General features: G+C 68.0%; 18 protein-coding genes and 1 pseudogene. 8 read left to right on the forward strand and 11 right to left on the reverse strand.

From position 1 onward, the window contains the following. Window positions 1–233 precede the first annotated feature (233 nt). From A5744_RS13410 to A5744_RS13420, 3 genes are all read left to right on the forward strand, one after another. On the forward strand, window positions 234–1,046 hold the full coding sequence (locus A5744_RS13410) for a hypothetical protein (protein WP_076061696.1): 813 nt from the start codon (window positions 234–236) through the stop codon (window positions 1,044–1,046). Window positions 1,047–1,137: 91 nt separating this feature from the next. Continuing rightward, window positions 1,138–1,713 carry a sigma-70 family RNA polymerase sigma factor gene (locus tag A5744_RS13415; protein WP_076061698.1) on the forward strand — a complete coding sequence of 192 codons (576 nt, stop codon included), beginning with the start codon at window positions 1,138–1,140 and terminating at the stop codon, window positions 1,711–1,713. Further along, a complete protein-coding gene (locus tag A5744_RS13420; protein ID WP_083679290.1) occupies window positions 1,706–2,488 on the forward strand; it encodes an anti-sigma-D factor RsdA in 783 nt (260 codons plus the stop codon). The genes A5744_RS13415 and A5744_RS13420 overlap by 8 nt, the downstream gene beginning before the upstream one ends. 27 nt (window positions 2,489–2,515) lie before the next feature. Here A5744_RS13420 and A5744_RS13425 read toward each other — a convergent pair whose 3' ends face one another. Continuing rightward, on the reverse strand, window positions 2,516–2,929 hold the full coding sequence (locus tag A5744_RS13425) for a DUF5319 domain-containing protein (protein WP_076061701.1): 414 nt from the start codon (window positions 2,927–2,929) through the stop codon (window positions 2,516–2,518). 160 nt (window positions 2,930–3,089) lie between these two features. Here A5744_RS13425 and guaB point away from each other — a divergent pair, with 160 nt between their 5' ends. From guaB to A5744_RS13440, 3 genes are all read left to right on the forward strand, one after another. Beyond that, complete coding sequence (gene guaB, locus A5744_RS13430) at window positions 3,090–4,688, forward strand: IMP dehydrogenase (protein WP_076061703.1); 1,599 nt, start codon at window positions 3,090–3,092, stop codon at window positions 4,686–4,688. A 14-nt stretch (window positions 4,689–4,702) separates the two neighbouring features. Then, entirely contained in the window at window positions 4,703–5,830 is a 1,128-nt protein-coding gene (locus A5744_RS13435; RefSeq protein WP_076061760.1) for a GuaB3 family IMP dehydrogenase-related protein, read from the forward strand. Between the two features lie 129 nt (window positions 5,831–5,959). Then, window positions 5,960–7,696 (forward strand): GMC family oxidoreductase, encoded by a 1,737-nt coding sequence (locus A5744_RS13440; protein ID WP_076061704.1) that lies wholly within the window; start codon window positions 5,960–5,962, stop codon window positions 7,694–7,696. Here A5744_RS13440 and A5744_RS13445 read toward each other — a convergent pair. Next, window positions 7,693–8,595: a TauD/TfdA family dioxygenase gene (locus A5744_RS13445; protein WP_076061762.1), complete on the reverse strand. Its 903-nt coding sequence runs from the start codon at window positions 8,593–8,595 to the stop codon at window positions 7,693–7,695. The two genes, A5744_RS13440 and A5744_RS13445, sit on opposite strands and share 4 nt — an antisense overlap. A gap of 62 nt (window positions 8,596–8,657) precedes the next feature. Here A5744_RS13445 and A5744_RS13450 point away from each other — a divergent pair, with 62 nt between their 5' ends. After that, the gene (locus A5744_RS13450; protein ID WP_076061706.1) at window positions 8,658–9,224 is read left to right on the forward strand and encodes a TetR/AcrR family transcriptional regulator; all 567 of its coding nucleotides are present in this window, start codon (window positions 8,658–8,660) and stop codon (window positions 9,222–9,224) included. 4 nt (window positions 9,225–9,228) lie between these two features. On the opposite strand, the gene A5744_RS13455 is transcribed toward A5744_RS13450, so the two are convergent. The 9 genes and pseudogenes from A5744_RS13455 to A5744_RS13495 form a co-directional block, all read right to left on the reverse strand. Then, entirely contained in the window at window positions 9,229–11,604 is a 2,376-nt protein-coding gene (locus A5744_RS13455) for a glycoside hydrolase family 65 protein (RefSeq protein WP_076061708.1), read from the reverse strand. Continuing rightward, window positions 11,601–12,354: pseudogene (locus A5744_RS13460) on the reverse strand (beta-phosphoglucomutase family hydrolase). Before A5744_RS13460 ends, A5744_RS13455 begins: the two are co-directional and overlap by 4 nt. Before the next feature lie 72 nt (window positions 12,355–12,426). Beyond that, a complete protein-coding gene (locus A5744_RS13465) occupies window positions 12,427–12,921 on the reverse strand; it encodes a DUF6632 domain-containing protein (RefSeq protein ID WP_139329673.1) in 495 nt (164 codons plus the stop codon). Window positions 12,922–12,972: 51 nt separating this feature from the next. Then, a complete protein-coding gene (locus tag A5744_RS13470; protein WP_076061714.1) occupies window positions 12,973–13,611 on the reverse strand; it encodes an NAD(P)H-binding protein in 639 nt (212 codons plus the stop codon). A gap of 30 nt (window positions 13,612–13,641) precedes the next feature. Next, complete coding sequence (locus A5744_RS13475; protein WP_076061716.1) at window positions 13,642–14,058, reverse strand: hypothetical protein; 417 nt, start codon at window positions 14,056–14,058, stop codon at window positions 13,642–13,644. Then, window positions 14,055–14,936 (reverse strand): alpha/beta hydrolase, encoded by an 882-nt coding sequence (locus A5744_RS13480; protein ID WP_076061718.1) that lies wholly within the window; start codon window positions 14,934–14,936, stop codon window positions 14,055–14,057. The genes A5744_RS13475 and A5744_RS13480 overlap by 4 nt, the downstream gene beginning before the upstream one ends. A 4-nt stretch (window positions 14,937–14,940) precedes the next feature. Beyond that, window positions 14,941–15,744, reverse strand: a complete 804-nt coding sequence (locus tag A5744_RS13485; protein ID WP_076061720.1) for a class I SAM-dependent methyltransferase — start codon at window positions 15,742–15,744, stop codon at window positions 14,941–14,943. Continuing rightward, window positions 15,741–16,565, reverse strand: a complete 825-nt coding sequence (locus A5744_RS13490) for a class I SAM-dependent methyltransferase (protein ID WP_076061722.1) — start codon at window positions 16,563–16,565, stop codon at window positions 15,741–15,743. Before A5744_RS13490 ends, A5744_RS13485 begins: the two co-directional genes overlap by 4 nt. Window positions 16,566–16,595: 30 nt before the next feature. Continuing rightward, a complete protein-coding gene (locus A5744_RS13495; RefSeq protein WP_076061724.1) occupies window positions 16,596–18,131 on the reverse strand; it encodes an MFS transporter in 1,536 nt (511 codons plus the stop codon). Window positions 18,132–18,210: 79 nt separating this feature from the next. On the opposite strand from A5744_RS13495, the gene A5744_RS13500 reads away from it, so the two are divergent. Beyond that, window positions 18,211–18,608, forward strand: a 398-nt coding sequence (locus A5744_RS13500) for a helix-turn-helix domain-containing protein (protein ID WP_139331335.1), incomplete at its 3' end; no start/stop codon positions are given.

An 18,608-nucleotide genomic window follows, 5' to 3' on the forward strand; every position in this document is an offset into this window, starting at 1 on the left:
GAATTTCCGTCAATAGGCGCTTAGTGTGGCAAAATACATGACCGTTGCTGCAGAATTAACTCTGCGTTCATCTGCGACGCATTTACCGCACAAGAGCCGTGCTACCAGCTAGTTGGCGCCCCTTGGGATTTCGCTGCTCAGGGCGGTTGGACGGGGGAGGGCCAATTTGTACACGCCGATCGTGATTAACATTTCAGTAACACAGATACCACAAACTGTTTACTACTATCACCGTGATTGAAACTCGTCACACTTCGACGATCGACGCAACGCTGGCGGACGCCGCCTTCGGAAACCGGCCGCAAAGCTGGCCTTTACCGACGGCGACCACACCCCGGCAATTGTGGCTGCGCGCCGTCGCGTGCGGTGGGCAGGGGCACTACGGCAGCGCGTATCGCGACCTCGCCGCGCTGCGCCGCAGCGGTTCCGGCGGCCGACTGGTCTCGCTGGCGCACAGCACGCAGGGTTCGTTCCTGCGCCAGCTCGGCTGGCACGAGCGGGCGCGCGGCTGGGATGGTCGCGCCCTGGCGCTGGCCGGCACCGATCCCGAGGCGCGGGCCGACGCCCTGATCGGGCTGGCCGCCGACGCGCTGGGGGTCGGCCGCCTCGCCGCCGCGGCGGCGTTGTTGACGCGTGCGGACTCGACGCTGGCGGCCGCGACGGTGCCCGACCGGCTCGCGGTGCGGCGGGGATGGGTGGGCGCCGAGTTGGCCATGGCGTCTGGCGACGGCGACGTCGCCGTCCGCCGCGCCGAGGAAGCCGTCGACCTCGCGCGGCTCGAGGCCTCGGCGCGGCACCGGGTCAAAAGCGATGTGGTGCTCGCCGCGGCCCTGTGCAGTGCGGGCCGCGCCGACCGCGCCCGGGAGGTCGCCGAGGCGGCACTGGGCGCCACCGAGCGATTCGGGTTGATACCCCTTCGGTGGGCGCTGGCTTGCTTGCTGATTGATCTCGGAAGCGTCACATTTTCGGCACGAGAACTGCCCGAAATTCGCGATATCTGCGCAGGCCAGGTGCGGCGCGCCGGTGGCGCGTGGCGTTCCGCTTGAAACGGCCTTGCGGCCGTTAAAGTCATTGCGTGAGTTAGCCCGTGATAGCCCGTGCTGTGTCCGGTTCGTAACGTTGGAGATACCGCCGTCGATGACAATTCAAGCGGAACGTCTCGACGCTGTGGTTGCCGAGGCTGTAGCGGGAGACACGAAGGCATTACGGGAGGTGCTGGAGACCATCCGTCCGATTGTCGTGCGGTATTGCCGGGCTCGGGTCGGCACAATCGATCGGGGTGGCCTGTCAGCCGATGACGTGGCGCAGGAGGTTTGCTTGGCCACTATTACGGCGCTGCCGCGCTACCGGGATCGGGGCCGCCCATTCCTGGCCTTCCTGTACGGCATTGCGGCCCACAAGGTCGCCGACGCCCACCGCGCCGCCGGCCGCGATCTCGCCTTCCCCTCCGATTCGGTTCCCGAGCGCTGGTCGTCCGAGGCCGGGCCCGAACAGCGTGCCATCGAGGCCGATTCGGCCAGCCGCATGAACGAACTCCTCGAGATCTTGCCCTCCAAGCAGCGCGAGATCCTGATCCTGCGCGTCGTCGTCGGCCTGTCCGCCGAGGAGACCGCAGCCGCCGTCGGCGCGACGCCGGGCGCGGTGCGGGTGGCCCAGCACCGGGCGTTGAACCGCCTGAAATCCGAGATCGTCGCGGCGGGTGACTATGCCTGAATCCTTGGACGAATTCGCCAGCACCGATTTGCTTCTCGACGCGCTCGCCGAACGGCGGCCCGTCGATCTGGACGACCCCGACGACGACGCGCTGGCCGCCCTCCTGGCGGAATGGCGCGACGATCTGCGGTGGCCACCGGCCAGTGCGCTGGTGTCGCCGGAAGATGCGATCGAGGCGCTGCGCGCCGGACTTGCCGAACGCGGCGGGCGCAGCCGTCGGGGCCTGGCGGCGATCGGATCGGTGGCCGCGACGCTGTTGGTGCTCAGCGGCTTCGGTGCCATGGTGGTCGAGGCCCGGCCCGGGGACGCCTTGTACGGCCTGCACGCGATGTTCTACGACCAGCCGCGGGTCAACGACCAAAAAATTGAGCTGTCGGCCAAGGCCGAGCTGGCGAAGGTTCAGCAACTGATCAACGAAGGCCAATGGGCGCAGGCCCACAACCAGCTGGCCGAGGTGAGCAGTGCCGTGCAGTCCATGAACGACGGGGCCAGCCGCACCGACCTGATGGATCAGGTCAATCTGCTGAACACCCGCGTCCAGTCGCGCGACCCGAACGCCACGCTGCCGCCGCCGCAGGCCGTTACCCCGGCGCCGCAGACCAAGCCCCCGAAGGCCCCGGCCGCGTCGAGTGTGTCGCCGACTCCGAGTACCACGGCGGTCAGCCCGAGCCCTTCGTCGTCTCCGTCATCCGCATCCTCGACGACTCCGTCGTCGAGTCGACACCACCACCACGGGCAGACGTCCACGCCGTCTTCGACGGCGCCGGGCGGCTAGCCACCGGGCGCTGGAGGTACGAGGCGTTCAGTGACGCCGGTGAAACCCGTCGGCGTCTGACGTCGCTTCGTTGAGCGACGCATCCGCATATCCCCGGCAGTAATCCCACGTGACGTACGCGTCGGGCTCGGGGTCGTAGGCGGGCTCGTGCGGACGGACCGTGCCGTCGATGAGCAGCTGCAGCAAATTCGCGCGCAACATGTCCCAGTCGTGGTAGTGGTCTTGCTGGCACTCGTCACAGCACACGACCAGCCCGCGAATCCCCTTGTGCGCCAACAGAGCTTCGTAAACGGCCAGGTCGGCCAGGTCGGCCTCTACCGCCATTCGCTCTTGGGCGTCCAGGGGCTGTCCCGGCTCGACGGCGTCCAGTGCCGCCGACGGGTCGCAGGGGTCGTCGGCAAACGGGTCGGGTGGCAAACCCGGTGGGAGGTGGTCGCGCACGCCTCTAGACTACGCAGGCGGGCCGTCATAACGCCAGCAGGGAGGTCGCGCGCGGCCCGGCGTAAACCGGCCCGCGGCACGCCCGGCCGAGCGAGTCTCGATGGTCTCCGCGAGCCGATAGGATGGGTTTCTCACTCCGCGCGCATGGAGGGCTTCACCGATGTCCCGTGGCATGTCCCACCTAGAAGACAGCTCCGAGCTGGTCGCCAGTCCGTACGTGCGGGATGCGCCCGTGAGTGGCCTGGCGGACGACCGGGTGGTGACCGGGGGCGACGACCCGTACAAGGTGGCGATGCTGGGCCTGACTTTCGACGACGTCTTGCTGTTGCCTGCCGCTTCCGACGTGGTGCCCGCCACCGCGGACACGTCCAGCCAGCTCACCAAGAAGATCAGACTCAAAGTGCCGCTGGTCAGCTCGGCGATGGACACCGTGACCGAATCCCGGATGGCCATCGCGATGGCCCGGGCCGGCGGCATGGGGGTGCTGCACCGCAACCTGCCGGTCGCCGAGCAGGCCGGCCAGGTCGAGATGGTCAAGCGATCCGAGGCCGGCATGGTCACCGACCCGGTCACCTGCCGGCCGGACAACACTTTGGCTCAGGTCGACGCGATGTGCGCCAAGTTCCGGATCTCCGGGCTGCCGGTGGTCGACGACGCCGGCGCGCTGGTCGGCATCATCACCAACCGCGACATGCGCTTCGAGGTCGATCAGACCAGAAAAGTCGCCGAGGTGATGACCAAGGCCCCGCTGATCACCGCCCAGGAGGGCGTCAGCGCCGACGCGGCCCTGGGCCTGTTGCGGCGCAACAAGATCGAGAAACTGCCCGTCGTCGACGGCCACGGCCGGCTGACCGGGCTGATCACCGTCAAGGACTTCGTCAAGACCGAACAACACCCGCTGGCCACCAAGGACAGCGACGGGCGGCTGCTGGTCGGCGCCGCCGTCGGCGTCGGCGGCGACGCGTGGGTGCGCGCGATGATGCTCGTCGACGCCGGGGTGGACGTGCTGATCGTGGACACCGCGCACGCGCACAACCGGCTGGTGCTCGACATGGTCGGCAAACTCAAGGCCGAGGTGGGCGAGAAGGTCGAGGTGATCGGCGGCAACGTCGCCACCAGGGCGGCCGCCGCGGCCCTGGTCGACGCCGGTGCCGACGCGGTGAAGGTCGGCGTCGGACCGGGTTCGATCTGCACCACCCGGGTGGTGGCCGGCGTCGGCGCGCCCCAGATCACCGCGATCCTGGAGGCCGTCGCGGTGTGCGGTCCGGCCGGCGTGCCGGTCATCGCCGACGGGGGCCTGCAGTACTCCGGCGATATCGCCAAGGCGCTGGCCGCCGGCGCGTCGACCGCGATGCTGGGCTCGCTGTTGGCCGGCACCGCCGAGGCGCCGGGCGAGCTGATCTTCGTCAACGGCAAGCAGTTCAAGAGCTATCGGGGGATGGGGTCGCTGGGCGCCATGCAGGGCCGCGGCGGGGCGAAGTCCTACTCCAAGGACCGCTACTTCGCCGACGACGCGCTCTCCGAGGACAAGCTGGTCCCCGAGGGCATCGAGGGCCGGGTGCCGTTCCGCGGCCCGCTGTCGTCGGTGATCCACCAGCTGACCGGCGGCCTGCGGGCCGCGATGGGATACACCGGCTCGCCCACCATCGAGGTGCTGCAGCAGGCGCAGTTCGTCCGGATCACGCCGGCCGGGCTGAAGGAGAGCCACCCGCACGACGTCTCGATGACGGTCGAAGCACCTAATTACTACGCGCGGTGAACAGCGAACTGGCCATGGTCGAGATCGGGATGGGTCGCGTCGCCCGTCGCACCTACGAACTCAGTGAAGTCAGCATCGTGCCGTCGCGGCGCACCCGCTCGTCGCAGGACGTGTCGACGGCGTGGCAGCTGGACGCCTACCGCTTCGAGATCCCGGTCGTGGCGCACCCGACCGATGCCCTGGTGTCGCCGGAGTTCGCGATCGAGCTCGGCAAGCTCGGTGGCCTGGGGGTGCTCAACGGCGAGGGGCTGATCGGCCGGCACGCCGACGTCGAGGCCAAGATCGCGCAGCTCGTCGAGGCCGCGGAAAAGGAGCCCGAACCCTCGGCGTCGATCCGGCTGCTGCAGGAGCTGCATGCGGCCCCGCTCAACCCGGACCTGTTGGGCGCCGCGGTGGCCCGCATCCGCGACGCCGGGGTCATCACCGCGGTGCGGGTCAGCCCGCAGAACGCGCAGGCGCTGACGCCGGTGCTGGTGGCGGCCGGCATCGACCTGCTGGTCATCCAGGGCACCATCGTCTCCGCCGAACGGGTGGCCAGCGACGGCGAGCCGCTGAACCTGAAGACCTTCATCTCCGAGCTCGACGTGCCGGTGGTCGCCGGCGGCGTGCTCGACCATCGCACCGCGCTGCACCTGATGCGGACCGGCGCCGCTGGCGTCATCGTCGGTTACGGCTCCACCCGGGGCGTGACCACCAGCGACGAGGTGCTGGGCATCAGCGTGCCGATGGCCACCGCGATCGCCGACGCCGCGGCCGCGCGGCGCGAATACCTCGACGAGACGGGCGGCCGCTACGTGCATGTGCTGGCCGACGGCGACATCCACACCTCCGGAGAGCTGGCCAAGGCCATCGCATGCGGGGCCGACGCGGTAGTGCTCGGCACGCCGCTGGCCGAAAGCGCCGAGGCGCTCGGCGACGGGTGGTTCTGGCCGGCAGCGGCGGCGCACCCGTCGTTGCCGCGTGGGGCGCTGCTGCAGATCGCGGTCGGGGAGCGCCCGCCACTGCGCCAGGTTCTCAACGGTCCGTCCGACGATCCGTTCGGCAGCCTGAACCTGGTCGGCGGGCTGCGCCGCGCCATGGCCAAGGCCGGCTATTGCGATCTCAAGGAGTTCCAGAAGGTCGGCCTGACCGTCGGCTGCTGAGCGCTTTCGGCCGCCGAACGTGCGGCCAGCCGCACGCTGGACTCCGAACGTGCGGCCAGCCGCACGCTGGCGCCGAAGTCGGAGTACCCGACCTGGTTTATTACCGGCCGGTACGGCCATACTGGGGCGATGAAACCGGATTACGACGTCCTGATCATCGGATCGGGTTTTGGGGGTAGCGTCAGCGCGCTGCGGCTGACCGAAAAGGGTTACCGGGTAGGCGTGTTGGAGGCCGGCCGCCGGTTCTCCGACGAGGAGTTCGCCAAGACGTCCTGGGATCTGCGCAAGTTCCTCTGGGCGCCCAGGCTGGGGTGCTACGGCATCCAACGGATCCACCCGCTGCGCAACGTCATGATCCTGGCCGGCGCGGGTGTGGGCGGCGGTTCGCTCAACTACGCCAACACGTTGTACGTCCCACCCGAGCCGTTCTTCAAAGATCCGCAGTGGTCGCACATCACCGACTGGCGCAGCGAGCTGATGCCGCACTACGAGCAGGCGCAGCGGATGCTGGGCGTCGTGTTCAACCCGACCTTCACCGACGCCGACCGCATCGTGAAAGCCGTCGCCGACGACATGGGATGCGGCGACACCTGGGTGCCCACCCCGGTGGGGGTGTTCTTCGGGCCCGACGGCACCAAGACGCCGGGCAAGACCGTTCCCGACCCGTACTTCGGCGGCGCGGGGCCGGCGCGCACCGGCTGCCTGGAATGCGGCTGCTGCATGACGGGGTGTCGCTACGGCGCCAAGAACACGCTGCTGAAGAACTACCTCGGACTGGCGGAATCGGCTGGGGCGCAAGTGATTCCGATGACGACCGTCAAGGGATTCGAGCAGCGGGCCGACGGGCTGTGGGAGGTCCGCACCGTTCGCACCGGAAGTTGGCTGCGCCGCGACAGGCGCACCTACACCGCCAACTACCTGATCCTGGCCGCGGGCACGTGGGGAACGCAGCACCTGTTGTTCAAGATGCGCGACAAGGGCCGGCTGCCGCGCCTGTCGAAGCGGCTGGGGGTGTTGACCCGGACCAACTCCGAATCGATCGTCGGCGCCGGGCGGTTGGAGGTCTCGCCGGATCTGGATCTGACCCACGGCGTGGCCATCACGTCGTCGATCCACCCGACGTCGGACACCCACATCGAGCCGGTGCGCTACGGCAAGGGCTCCAACGCGATGGGGCTGCTGCAGACGTTGATGACCGACGGCCCCGGCCCCGAGGGAACCGACGTGCCCCGGTGGAAGCAGTTGCTCGAGACGGGCCGCGAAGATCCGCGCGGCATGCTGCGGCTGCTCAATCCCCGCCAGTGGAGTGAGCGCACGATGATCGCGCTGGTGATGCAGCACCTGGACAACTCGATCACCACCTTCACCAAGCGCGGGAAGCTGGGCATCCGCTGGTACACCAGCAAGCAGGGGCACGGCGAGCCGAACCCGACCTGGATTCCGGTCGGCAACGAGGTCACCCGCCGCATCGCCGCCAAGATCGACGGCGTCGCCGGCGGCACCTGGGGCGAACTGTTCAACATCCCGCTGACCGCGCACTTCCTCGGCGGGGCGGTGATCGGCCACGGCCCCGAGCACGGTGTCATCGACCCGTATCACCGGGTCTATGGCTACCCGACGCTGTTGGTGGTCGACGGCGCCGCCATATCGGCGAACCTGGGCGTCAACCCGTCGCTGTCGATTACCGCCCAGGCGGAGCGGGCCGCGTCACTGTGGCCGAACAAGGGCGAGATCGATGAGCGTCCCCTGCAGGGTGACGCCTATCGGCGGCTCGCCCCGATCGCGCCCCGGCACCCGGTGGTACCCCTCGACGCACCGGGCGCCCTGCGCTGGCTGCCGGTCGATCCGGTCAGCTCTGCCGGTTAGCTCGCGATCACCTCGAGGGGTGCGCCGCTGACCACCCGGCTGCGCTCGCCGTGCACGCTGACGGGCACGTCGCCCATCAATGTGACGCGGTGCATGAGGCGGGGTTGGTTGTCGTAGTCGTCAACGGCCCGGTGCTGGGTCGACCGGTTGTCCCAGATGGCCACGTCGCCAGGCGCCCAATTCCAGCGAATCGTGTTCTCGGGCACGGTGATTCGCCGCTGGAGTAATTCCAGGAGCTGGCTTGACTCGTGGTCGTCGAGGCCGACGAAACCGCGCACGAAATCGCCGAGCAGCAGGGTGCGCTCGCCGGTCTCCGGGTGCACCCGCACCACGGGATGCTCGGTGCGGAAATCCGGTTTCTCGAACGCCTGCCGGAACGCCCGCTGCGCGTCGGTCATCGCCAGGGCCGCTTCGGTGGTCACGTAGTCATAGCGGTTGGTGTGCAGCGCCCACAGGTTTTCGACGAGGCAGCGCAGCGGCTCGGGCAGGTGCTCGTAGGCCGCCGCGGTCGAAGCCCACAGCGTCGACCCGCCGTAGCTGGGCAGGGTGACCGCGCGCAGGATCGAGGCCGCCGGATAGTTGGCGGCGAACGTCACGTCGGTGTGCCAGCGGGTGGCCTTGCCGTACTCGGAGTTGATCGGGGTGATGATCGGCGCGTCCTTGGCGGCGAGCACCGCCGCGGCCGGGTGGCCGATCGGGGTGCCCAGCAGGCGGGCGAAGGCGAGTTGCTGTCGGTCGTCGAGGTGGTGCTGGTGGCGGAAGAAGATCACCTTGTGGGTCAGCAGCGCCTGGTGGATCGCCTCGACCGCGGCCGGGTCCAGGTCGCCGCCCAGGCGCACCCCGTCGACCCGGGCGCCGATGCGGCTGCCCAGCTTGGTCACGGTTACAGGCTGCGTCATTTTGTCGTCCTTTTGTGTCATCCTAGGTGTAGTCAACTGACTACATGCGCTACTGTAGTCATATGACTACACCTTCCGCAAGGGGTCGCTCGAAAACACCCACCGGGCGGGAGGAGGTGGCCGCGGCGATCCTGGAAGCGGCCACCGACCTGTTCGCCGAGCGGGGCCCGGCGGCGACCTCGATCCGCGACATCGCCGCCCGGTCGAGGGTGAACCACGGGCTGGTGTTCCGCCATTTCGGCACCAAGGAACAGCTCGTCGGTGCCGTGCTTGATCGGCTGGGCGCAAATCTGAAAGAGCGACTGCAGGCCGGCGAGACCCTCGGCGTTTTGGACGATGCCCTGGACCGGCAGATGCGGGTCATGGCCCGCACGCTGCTGGACGGGTATCCGGCCGCCCAGTTGCAGAAGCACTTTCCGAACATCGCGGCCCTGCTGGAGTTGGTGCGGCCACTGCATGACGAGGACACCGCCGCACGGTTAGCCGTGGCCAATGCCCTTGCGCTGCAATTCGGTTGGCGGTTGTTCGCGCCCATCCTGCGCTCCGCGACCGGTCTGGACGACATGCCCGAGCCCGAAATTCGCGAGGCGATCCGCACCGAGGTGGCCCGGATGGTTCAGCCGCACTGACGGCTCAGCGTTCGGTCAGCTGCTGAAGCATGCTGCGCCGGTGCACGGGCTCGCGGCCCGGGGGCTGGGGTGGCGCCGGCAGCAGCGGCTTGCGCCGGCGCACCGCGATGGTCGTCGGCTTCTCGGTGCTCAGTTCGAGTTCCTCGCCGGCATGCCTGATGGTCAGGTCGCCGCCGGGCCCGTCGCGCAGCGTATAGGTGACATCGGAGTGGTTGGCGTCGACCGTCACCCGGAAATCCCGCCACCGCAGCCGGAACCGAAGTCGCGAAATGCCATCGGGCAGTTGGGGATCCAGGGCCAGGACACCCTCGTCGTCGCGCAGGCCGCCGAAACCGTTGATCAGCGCCATCCACGCGCCGGCCAAGGAAGCCATGTGCAGCCCGTCGCGGGTGTTGCTGTGCAAGTCGCGCAGGTCGATCAGCGCGGCCTCGTAGGCGTAGTCATGCGCCAGCTCGAGGTGCCCGACCTCGGCACACATCACCGCCTGGGTGCAGGCCGACAGCGACGAGTCGCGCACCATCCGACGCTCGTAGTAGTCGACGTTGCGGGCCTTCTGCTCGGCCGTGAACGCGTGGCTCTGCAATTGCATCGCCAGCACCAGGTCGGCCTGCTTGATCACCTGCGCGGGGTAGAGCCGCACATACGCTTCGTGCAACAGCAGCGGATAGGTCGTGTTGGCTTCAAAGTCCCACTCCGCGAAGGTGGTAAAGCCTTCGCACTGCTGATGGACTCCCAGCTCCTCGTCGTAGGGGATGTTGACGGCGCCGGCCGCATCACGCCACGAGGCGGCCTCTTCGGTGGAGACGCCCAGTTCTGCTGCCTTCTCGGGATGGCGGTTACACGCGTCGGCGGCGACGAGCAGGTTGTGTGCGGCCATCAGGTTGGTGAAGACGTTGTCGCGGACGATCGCCGTGTATTCGTCGGGGCCGGTGACCCCGTCCAGGTGCCAGACACCATGGCGGTCGTGGTGCCCGAGCGACATCCACAGCCGGGAGGTCTCGACCAGAACGTTGAGGCCGCACTCGGCCTCCAGCGATTGGTCGCCGGTGACCACGCGATACCGCTCGAAGGCCATCGCGATGTCGGCGTTGATATGCCAGGCCGCGGTGCCGGCCGGCCAGTATGCCGAGCACTCCTGGCCGCGGATGGTGCGCCACGGAAAGGCGACACCCTCCAGGCCGAGTTCGGCCGCCCGGTCCCGGGCCAGGTCCATCGTCGAGGCCCGCCATCGCAGGGCATCGGCGACCGCGTGGGGCGCGGTATAGGTGAGCACCGGCAGCACGTATCCCTCGGTGTCCCAGAAGGCGTGGCCGTCGTAGCCGGTTCCCGTGAGTCCCTTGCTGGGAATCGCGCGGCGTTCGGCGCGCGCGCTGGCCTGCAACAGGTGGAACAGTCCGAAGCGCACCGCCTGCTGCGATTCGGAGTCGCCCTCGACCTCGACGTCGGCGCTCTCCCAGAAGTTGTCGAGGTAGGACCGCTGCGCGTCCAGCAATCCCTGCCACCCGGTGTAGCGGGCGCTGTGCAGTGCGGCGGCGGCCTGGTCGCGCAGCGCCGGGCGCGAACGCAGACTCGACCAGCCATAGGCCAGATATTTGACGATGCGCAGCTTTTGCCCGGGGCGCAGCCCGCAGATCACGGTGGTGCGCGCCAAGTCCTCACGCGCGTCGGTGTTCACTTCGACGCGTCCGGGAACGTCGATCTCGTGATCCATCGCGGCGGCCATCATCAGCGCGCTGCTCCGGGTCCGGTGCATGAGAAGCGCGCCGTACTCGGTCTTTTCGTGGTCGACGGCCTCGAGCGGGTTGTCCAGAATGGCCGCCACCCGCGGGTCGGCCGACGTGGTCGGCTGATCCTCGTTGGTGACGAGCTCGGACTGCACGGTCACGCGAACGAATTCGTCGACGGCCTCGACGACGTATTCGATGGCCGCGACGCTGCGTTGCGCCAGCGACACCAGACGGGTGGACACCACCTTGACCTGCTTGCCCGAAGGCGAGCACCAGTGGGCCCGGCGGGTCAGCGTCCCGGCCCGCAGGTCGAGGGTGCGCTCGTGCGAGAGCAATTTGCCGTACCGGACGTCGAAGGGCTCATCCCCGACCAGCAGCCGGAAGATCTTGCCGTTGGTCACGTCGACGACGGTCTGACCGGCCTCGGGATAGCCGTATCCGGCCTCGGCGTACGGCAGGGGCCGGATTTCGTAGAAGGAGTTCAGGTACGTGCCCGGCAGGCCGTGCGGCTCGCCCTCGTCGAGGTTGCCGCGCAGCCCGATGTGCCCGTTGGACAGGGCGAACAGGGATTCCGACTGGGCGATCAGGTTCAGGTCCAGCTTGGTTTCGCGGACCTGCCACGGTTCGACGGGGAACGCTTCCTGGGTGATCATGACTGCAGCAATTCGGCCAGATCGGTCACCACGACGTCGGCGCCGTTTCGCCGCAAGTCCTCGGCCTGGCCCACTCGGTCGACGCCCACCACGAAGCCGAAGTTACCGGCGCGACCGGCCTGCACGCCGGATAACGCGTCTTCGAATACGGCCGCCGCGTCGGCCGGGACGTCGAGTAGCTGTGCGGCCCGCAGGAAGGAGTCGGGGGCGGGCTTGCCGGCGATGTGCTCGTCGCGCAAGGTGATGCCGTCCACCCGCTGCTGGACGAACCGGTCGAGCCCGGTGATCTCGAGCACGTCGCGGGTGTTGGCGCTCGAGGACACCACCGCGATGCCGAGCGCCGCCGCCGAGGCCGCTTCCAGATAGCGGCGCGACCCTTCGAACACCTTGACCCCGTCGTCGTGCAACACCTTCTGGAACATGTCGTTCTTGCGGTTACCCAGGCCGTAGACGGTGTCGGCGCCGTCGGGATCGTCGGGACTGCCTTCGGGCAGTTCGATTCCGCGGCTACTCAGAAACGACCGGACGCCGTCCTCTCGTTTCTTGCCGTCGACGTACTGCCGGTAGTCCGCCGCCTCGTCGAAGGGGACGAATTTTTCGCCCGTGCTCTCGGCGCGTTGGGAGAGGTAGGCGTCGAACATGGCCTTCCAGGCCTTGGTGTGCACGCTCGCGGTGTCGGTGAGCACACCGTCGAGGTCGAACAGGCAGGCACGCACCTTTTCTGGCAGACCCAGCACAGCGGATCCTCACTCTCGGAGTAGTTGGCCGCTAATACTCCACCATGCTTGCCCGCGAGCCGCCACAGATCACCGGCCGTGGCTCTTAACTGATCGCAGGGGTTGGCGGGACGTCCCGGCCTGGCCGCTGGAGCTTTGCGCCGCGCCCCCACACGAAAATGCCCACAGCAAGAATCAGCACGAACGGTATGTCGGTGAGGAACTTGCTCCAGTATTTGTCTAATTCGGTGGCGGCCTGCACGATCATCAGGCCACCGTGTGCCAGGTTGGCCCACGCTGTGAACCGCAGGAAGGACGCATAGCTGTATGGGTCTGCGGCGGCGAGGAGGAGGAACACGCCCCAGACGATGTAGATCACCATCAGCATCGGCGGAACGTGCATATGCTCGCTGCCGCAACGAACGTCATTCCAGATCGTCCAGTTCAAAGCCCCGCCGTGTTCGGCGAGCAGCGGGGATTGCGCAAGGAATCCCACGATGAGCAGACCGAAGATTGTGAGCGTCAAGACACCGTAGACGCGCAGAAACACTTTGAACGCCAAGCCCTTTCGTGGCATGCGTTCGCTGTTGATTGCACTCACCGAACTTCCCTTCATCCTCTGTTTGTTGTGGGTTGGCAGATCAAGGCGCGATCAGTACGCGGCGGTGAAGAGCGCCCGGCGATGCCTCGGGTTGTCGATCTCGTCGACAAAGGCGATGGCATAGTCGGCGCCGCCGATGTGGGAGTTGCCCTCGGCGTCGATGAGGAGCACGTCCTCACCGACGCGAAAGATCCCAGTGCGCTCGCCGCGGTTCTCGGAGTTGTACACCGCCGGCGGGGAAAGGCTGAACCAGTCCACGTCCTCGGGCAATGCGCGCAGCCGCGTCATCACCTCGGCATGCGCGATGCCATCCGCCCTGAACTCCTCGGGGAAGATCGGCGTGTCCAGCGCGCGCGGCCCATCGGGCGAAACCCGCAGATTGCCCGCACCGCCGACCACGCCGATGCGCAGCGCGTTGTCCGTGGCAATTCGCCCCAGTTCCGGGATGTATTCGGCCAGGCCGGTGCCATGCGCCGGTACGGCCACCACGACTACGTCCGCGTCCACTGCGATGTCGCGGACGAACCGCTCGTCAAACAATGAACCCTGCCGGACGTCCATGTCGGTACGGCCGGCCAACGGGCTGGTGTTGCGGGCCACCGCGATCACTCGGTGCCCGCGGGACAGCGCCTCCTCGGCGATGTTCCCGCCGGAGTAGCCGGTTGCCCCGAAAATCGCAATTGTTGTCATGTCGGTATGGAGGCGACGAGTCACTGAAACTCATCGGCGGCGCCGGACCGGAAGCCAGCACGCCGCCAGCGGCACGGTGGTGAGCACTCCGAGCACCACGACCCCTGCGATGTGCTGGTGTTCGCCGTGCATGGCGGCGGCCATGACGAGCATGGCGGCGAAGTGGGCGGCGTTCGCCGTGAGATTGAAATCAAGAAACAGCCGGTTGGCGAGTGGGTCACGCGCCGCCGCGAACAGGAAGAGGGCCCAGACGATGTAGACGGTGGCGAACATGACCGCTACCGAGTCGCCGCCCTCGCCCCAGTCGAAGAGGCGGGCGAAAAACGGCGGCAGGGTGCCGATGTGATGCGTGCTCGCGAGGACGAGGTCGGGCACGAAGAAGAGCAGGTACCCGATCGCGGTCAGCCGGATCATCAGCGCAAGCCAGAATGCCCGGGTTTGGTTCATGGGCGGGCGGTTTCCCGGATGATGCGGACCACGTCGGCCGGACGCTCCAGCGCGGAGAAGTGACCCGCGCCGGGCACCGTGACTGGGTCGACGTTCAGCAGGCGAGCGACGTGTTCGCGTTCGGCGGGGCGCGACCAGTCGCGTTCGGAATAGACCAGTGTGACGGGAGCGCTCACCTCCGGGTAACGCGGCCGCGCGGCGATGAACCCGTTGAGGCTGCGCATGATTGCGCGGGCCACCCTGGGGTAGCCGCGTCGGCGGCCGCTGCGGCGCAGCTCGACGAGGAAGTCCTTCGGCAGCGCGCCGCGGTCGGCGAAGCCGCCGGCCAGCACGCCTTTGAGGATGAGGCGGTTTTCCAGTGCGGCGAAGATCGGCCCGGAGCCGGGCAGCCGGATGGCCGTTCCGATCACGCGGGCGAACCAGTTGCCCCGTTCCAGTCCGCTCGGGTAGTCGTAGGGGTTGAACGCGATCACGTTGCGCGCGTTGTCCCTCAGCTCGATCGAGGCCAGCAGCGCGACCGCGGCGCCCATCGATTCGCCGGCCAGTGTGACGTCTCGCAGGTTGAGCGCCCTGACGAATTCCACTACGGCGCTTCGCAGTTCCGGCTCGTTATACCTCGCGCCGGCAGCGATGTCGGACCAGCCCATGCCCGGGAGGTCGAGCGCGTAGACCGTGAATTCGTCCCAGAGCGCGGGGATGACGCGTTGGAAGTAGTCCAGCTGGGTGCGGACCGTGTGCAGCAGGACCAGCGGCGGGCCGGTTCCCGCGGTGAAGTAGCGCAGCCGCGAGCCGTCGGAACGGCGGAGGAACTTGACCTCGCCGCGGCCACCGGTCCACGCGGTCGTGTACTTCTGGTCTGGAATCTCGTTGCGTTGCATGATGTTAACCTCCGCTGACTGCCTGGATAGCTCGAAGCCGTCCGTCGGCCAGGGCCTGGGTGAGATTCTCGGCCTTGCGCCTGAAGTCGGTGACGAAGGCATGCAGGCCCAGTGGGTTGGCGGGCTGCGCCAGCAGGGCTTGCATGAGCGCGGCCGCCTGATCGGTGAGATCGTTCCAGTGCTCGATCGAGAATCCGGCCGACTCGACGGCGGCACGTAATGCTTCGGCGGTGACCAGGTGGCTGTGGGCGGGCTGGTCGGCCCACGGCAGCGGATAGTCGAGTTCGCCGTGATCGCCAATCGTGATGTCCCACATGGCCAGCCGGCCGCCGTCTTTCAGTACTCGCCGCGCCTCGGAATACAGGCGAGCTTTGTCGGCGACGTTCATCTGGACGTGCTGACTGATGGCGACGTCGAAGGTGCCGTCGGCGAACGGGAGTTCGGTGACGTCGGCCTGGCGGACGCTGACCAGGTCGTCGAGTCCGACGAGGCGATTGAGCCAACGGCTGGTGTCGCAGTATTCGTCGGTGAGGTCGACGGCGTCGACGGTACAGCCGTAGCGGTCGGCGATGTAGCGGGCGGTGCCGCCGACCCCGCTGCCGGCGTCGAGCACCCTACTGGCACTGGTGATCTGCGCCAGGTCCACCAGCCGGCCGGTGGCGATGCGACCCATGGTGTGGAAGTCCTCGAGCAGGGCCAGGTCGGCGGGCGCTAGGTTGTCGAGGTTCTTGCCCGCGGCGAGCAGGGCCCGCTCGATGTTGTTGCGCGACAGGCCCGTCGAATACTGGTCGGCGATTGTGTCGGTCATTTCTGCACCTTCGTCCATGCGGTGATGATGGAGGGCATGGTGATGAGGGCGCTGGCCGCCAGCGCCTCTTCGCGGAAACGCGGCACGAACTCGGCCATGTCGCCGAGATCGTCGAGGCCATAGCCCCCTTGTTCTGCGATGGGCGAGACGAGCCGCCAGACTTCCGCGCCGTAGGCGAGGATGTCGGCATCGGCGGCGGTGCCGATCGGCGCGCCGATGGTCAGCTGCGGTGCGCCCAGGCCGGCCTCCGCGAAGACGTTGTGCAGTGTGGTGCCGAACCGCGCGGACAGGCCCATGGCCTCGAAGGCGCGGACGATGCCCGACGTCACTTGGCTGAACAGCGGCAGGTCCGGGACGCTGCGCGCCCGGGTGATGTCGATCTCGGCGAACGCGATCACGCCGCCGGGGCGCAGCAACGAGCTGAGATACCGCAGCGTGGCGGCCGGGTCGGGCAGGTGCATCAGGATCAGCCGGCCGATGACGGCGTCGATCGGTTCGTCCAGGGCGATGGCGTCAATCGCCGATCGCATGAAACGGACTGTTGTCAGGCCTTTTTCGGCGGCGCGGGCGCGGGCGAGCTCGACCATCTCGGGTGCGGCGTCCACACCGAGCACGCTTCCCGTCGGCCCGACCAGCCCCGCGGCGATGAACGACACGTCGCCGGGCCCGCTGCCGATGTCGAGCACACGCATGCCCGGGCGCAGCCCGGCGAGCCGCAGCGCGTGCTCGGTATAGCCGTCGTACAACCTTGCCTGCAGCAGGAGTCGCTGCACCTCCACGTCGGCGTGGCCGAGGACATACGTGCTGTCTGATGTACCCATTGGTTTGGTGCCTTTCTGTGCGGGAGGGTGTTAGGCGTTGGCCAGTTCGGGTGACGGCGTCGCTTGCCGCTCGCGTGCCGGCAACAGCCAGGCCACGACGATCGCGGCGCCCAGCGCGATGCCCGCGCACACCAGCGAGCTCACCTGGAGGCCGTCCAGGAATGCGTTGTCGACAGCGGCCCGGACGTAACCGGCCTGGTGCGCCGGCAGCTGTTCGATCACCCGGTGGGCGAACGCCATCGAGTGCCGCATCGCGTCGGCCGGCAGCCCGGTCAGCGCGGCGGAGCCGAGATGTCCCGAGTACACCGACGCGAAGATGCTCCCGGCGATGGCCACGCCGAGGGTGCCGCCCAGCTCACGCGTGGTGTCGTTGACGGCCGAGCCGACGCCGGCCTTGTCGACGGCCAGCGATCCCATGATGGCCTCGGTGGCCGGGGCGGTGGTCAGGCCGAGGCCTCCCCCGAGCAGCACCATCTGCAGGGCGATCTCGAGGTAGGGCGTGGCGGCGTCCGCCGTGGACGCCCACGCCAGCCCGGCGGCGAACACGATGAGGCCGGTGGCGACGACGGCGGTGGTGCCGATTCGTTCGACCAGCCGGGGGCCCAGGATGCTCGCCAGCGCGATCAGGGCGGCAACCGGCAGCAATCGCACGCCGCTCTGAAATGCCGTGTAGCCCTTGATGAATTGGAAGTACTGGGTGATCACGAAGATGAAGCCGAACAACGTCAGGAAACCGGCGGTCACTGCCAGGCTGCCACCGGAGAACCGGCGGTTGAAGAACACCGAGACATCCAGCATCGGATGGGTGCTGCGCCGCTCCCACAGCGCGAACCCGGCGAGAACGACGGCGGCGAGCGCGAACCCGGCCACGGTCCGGCCGTTGGTCCATCCCCACGTCGGCGCCTCGATGACGGTGTAGACCAGCGTCGTGATCCCGGCCGCGGACAGGATCAGGCCGGGCACGTCGACGCGCGGTGCCGCGGGGTCGCGTGAGGTGGGAACGAACAGGATGCCGCCGACGATGGCCAGTGCCGCGATGGGGATGTTCACCATGAAGATCGAGCCCCACCAGAAGTGTTCGAGCAGCCAGCCGCCGCTGATCGGGCCGACGGCCACCCCGACGCCCACCATGGCCGCCCAGAGCCCGATGGCCTTGGCGCGCGGCACCGGGTCGGTGAAGATGTTCGTGATCAGGCCCAGCGTGGTCGGGAAGATCACCGCCGCCCCCACACCCATGGCGGCGCGAGCCGCGATAAGCGCCTCGGCCGAATTCGCTTGTGCCGCAACGGCGGATGTCAGCGCGAACACCGCGAGCCCGGAGTTGAGCCAGGCCCGCCGGCCGTAACGGTCGGACAGGCTGCCGGCCGACAGCAGCAGGCCGGACATGACCAGGGTGTAGGCGTCGACGATCCATTGCAGCTGGGCGGTGTCGGCGCCGAGCTGACGCGACAGGGTGGGCAGCGCGACGTTGACGATGGTGGCGTCGACGCTGATGACGAAGACGCCGAGGCAGATGACGGCGAGTGCGGAAATCGGGTGGTTTCGGAATATCGGTTCGGTACGCATGGACAAGAGACTAAAGCTGATAGACAAATAAATCAAGCACGAAGTTGAAAAAGATGTCTCCCGCAGGTAGGGTGGCATTATGCCGACCCGCAGGAACTACAACCAGAACTGTCCGATCGCCCGTGGCCTCGACGTCCTCGGCGAGCGGTGGACGTTGCTGATCCTGCGCGAACTGGTCGGCGGGCCCCGCCGCTACGGCGATCTGCGCGACGAGCTCCCCGGCATCGCGACCAACCTGCTGGCCGAACGACTCAAGGAACTCCAGGACGCCGGGCTGGTCGACCGCGCCGACCTACCCGCCCCGATCGGACGCACCGTGTACACGCTCAGCGACGACGGCTGGCAGCGGGTGCTGCCGGTCCTGCGGAGCATCGCATGGTTCGGGCTGGACCGGCTGGACCCGATCGGGGACGGGCCGGTCTCGCCGCTGAACGGGTTCCTGGCGGGCATCCTGCTGGGCTTCGACTCGGGTGCCGC

The organism is Mycobacterium sp. IS-1264 (genome assembly GCF_001954195.1).
Taxonomy (GTDB): Bacteria; Actinomycetota; Actinomycetes; order Mycobacteriales; family Mycobacteriaceae; genus Mycobacterium.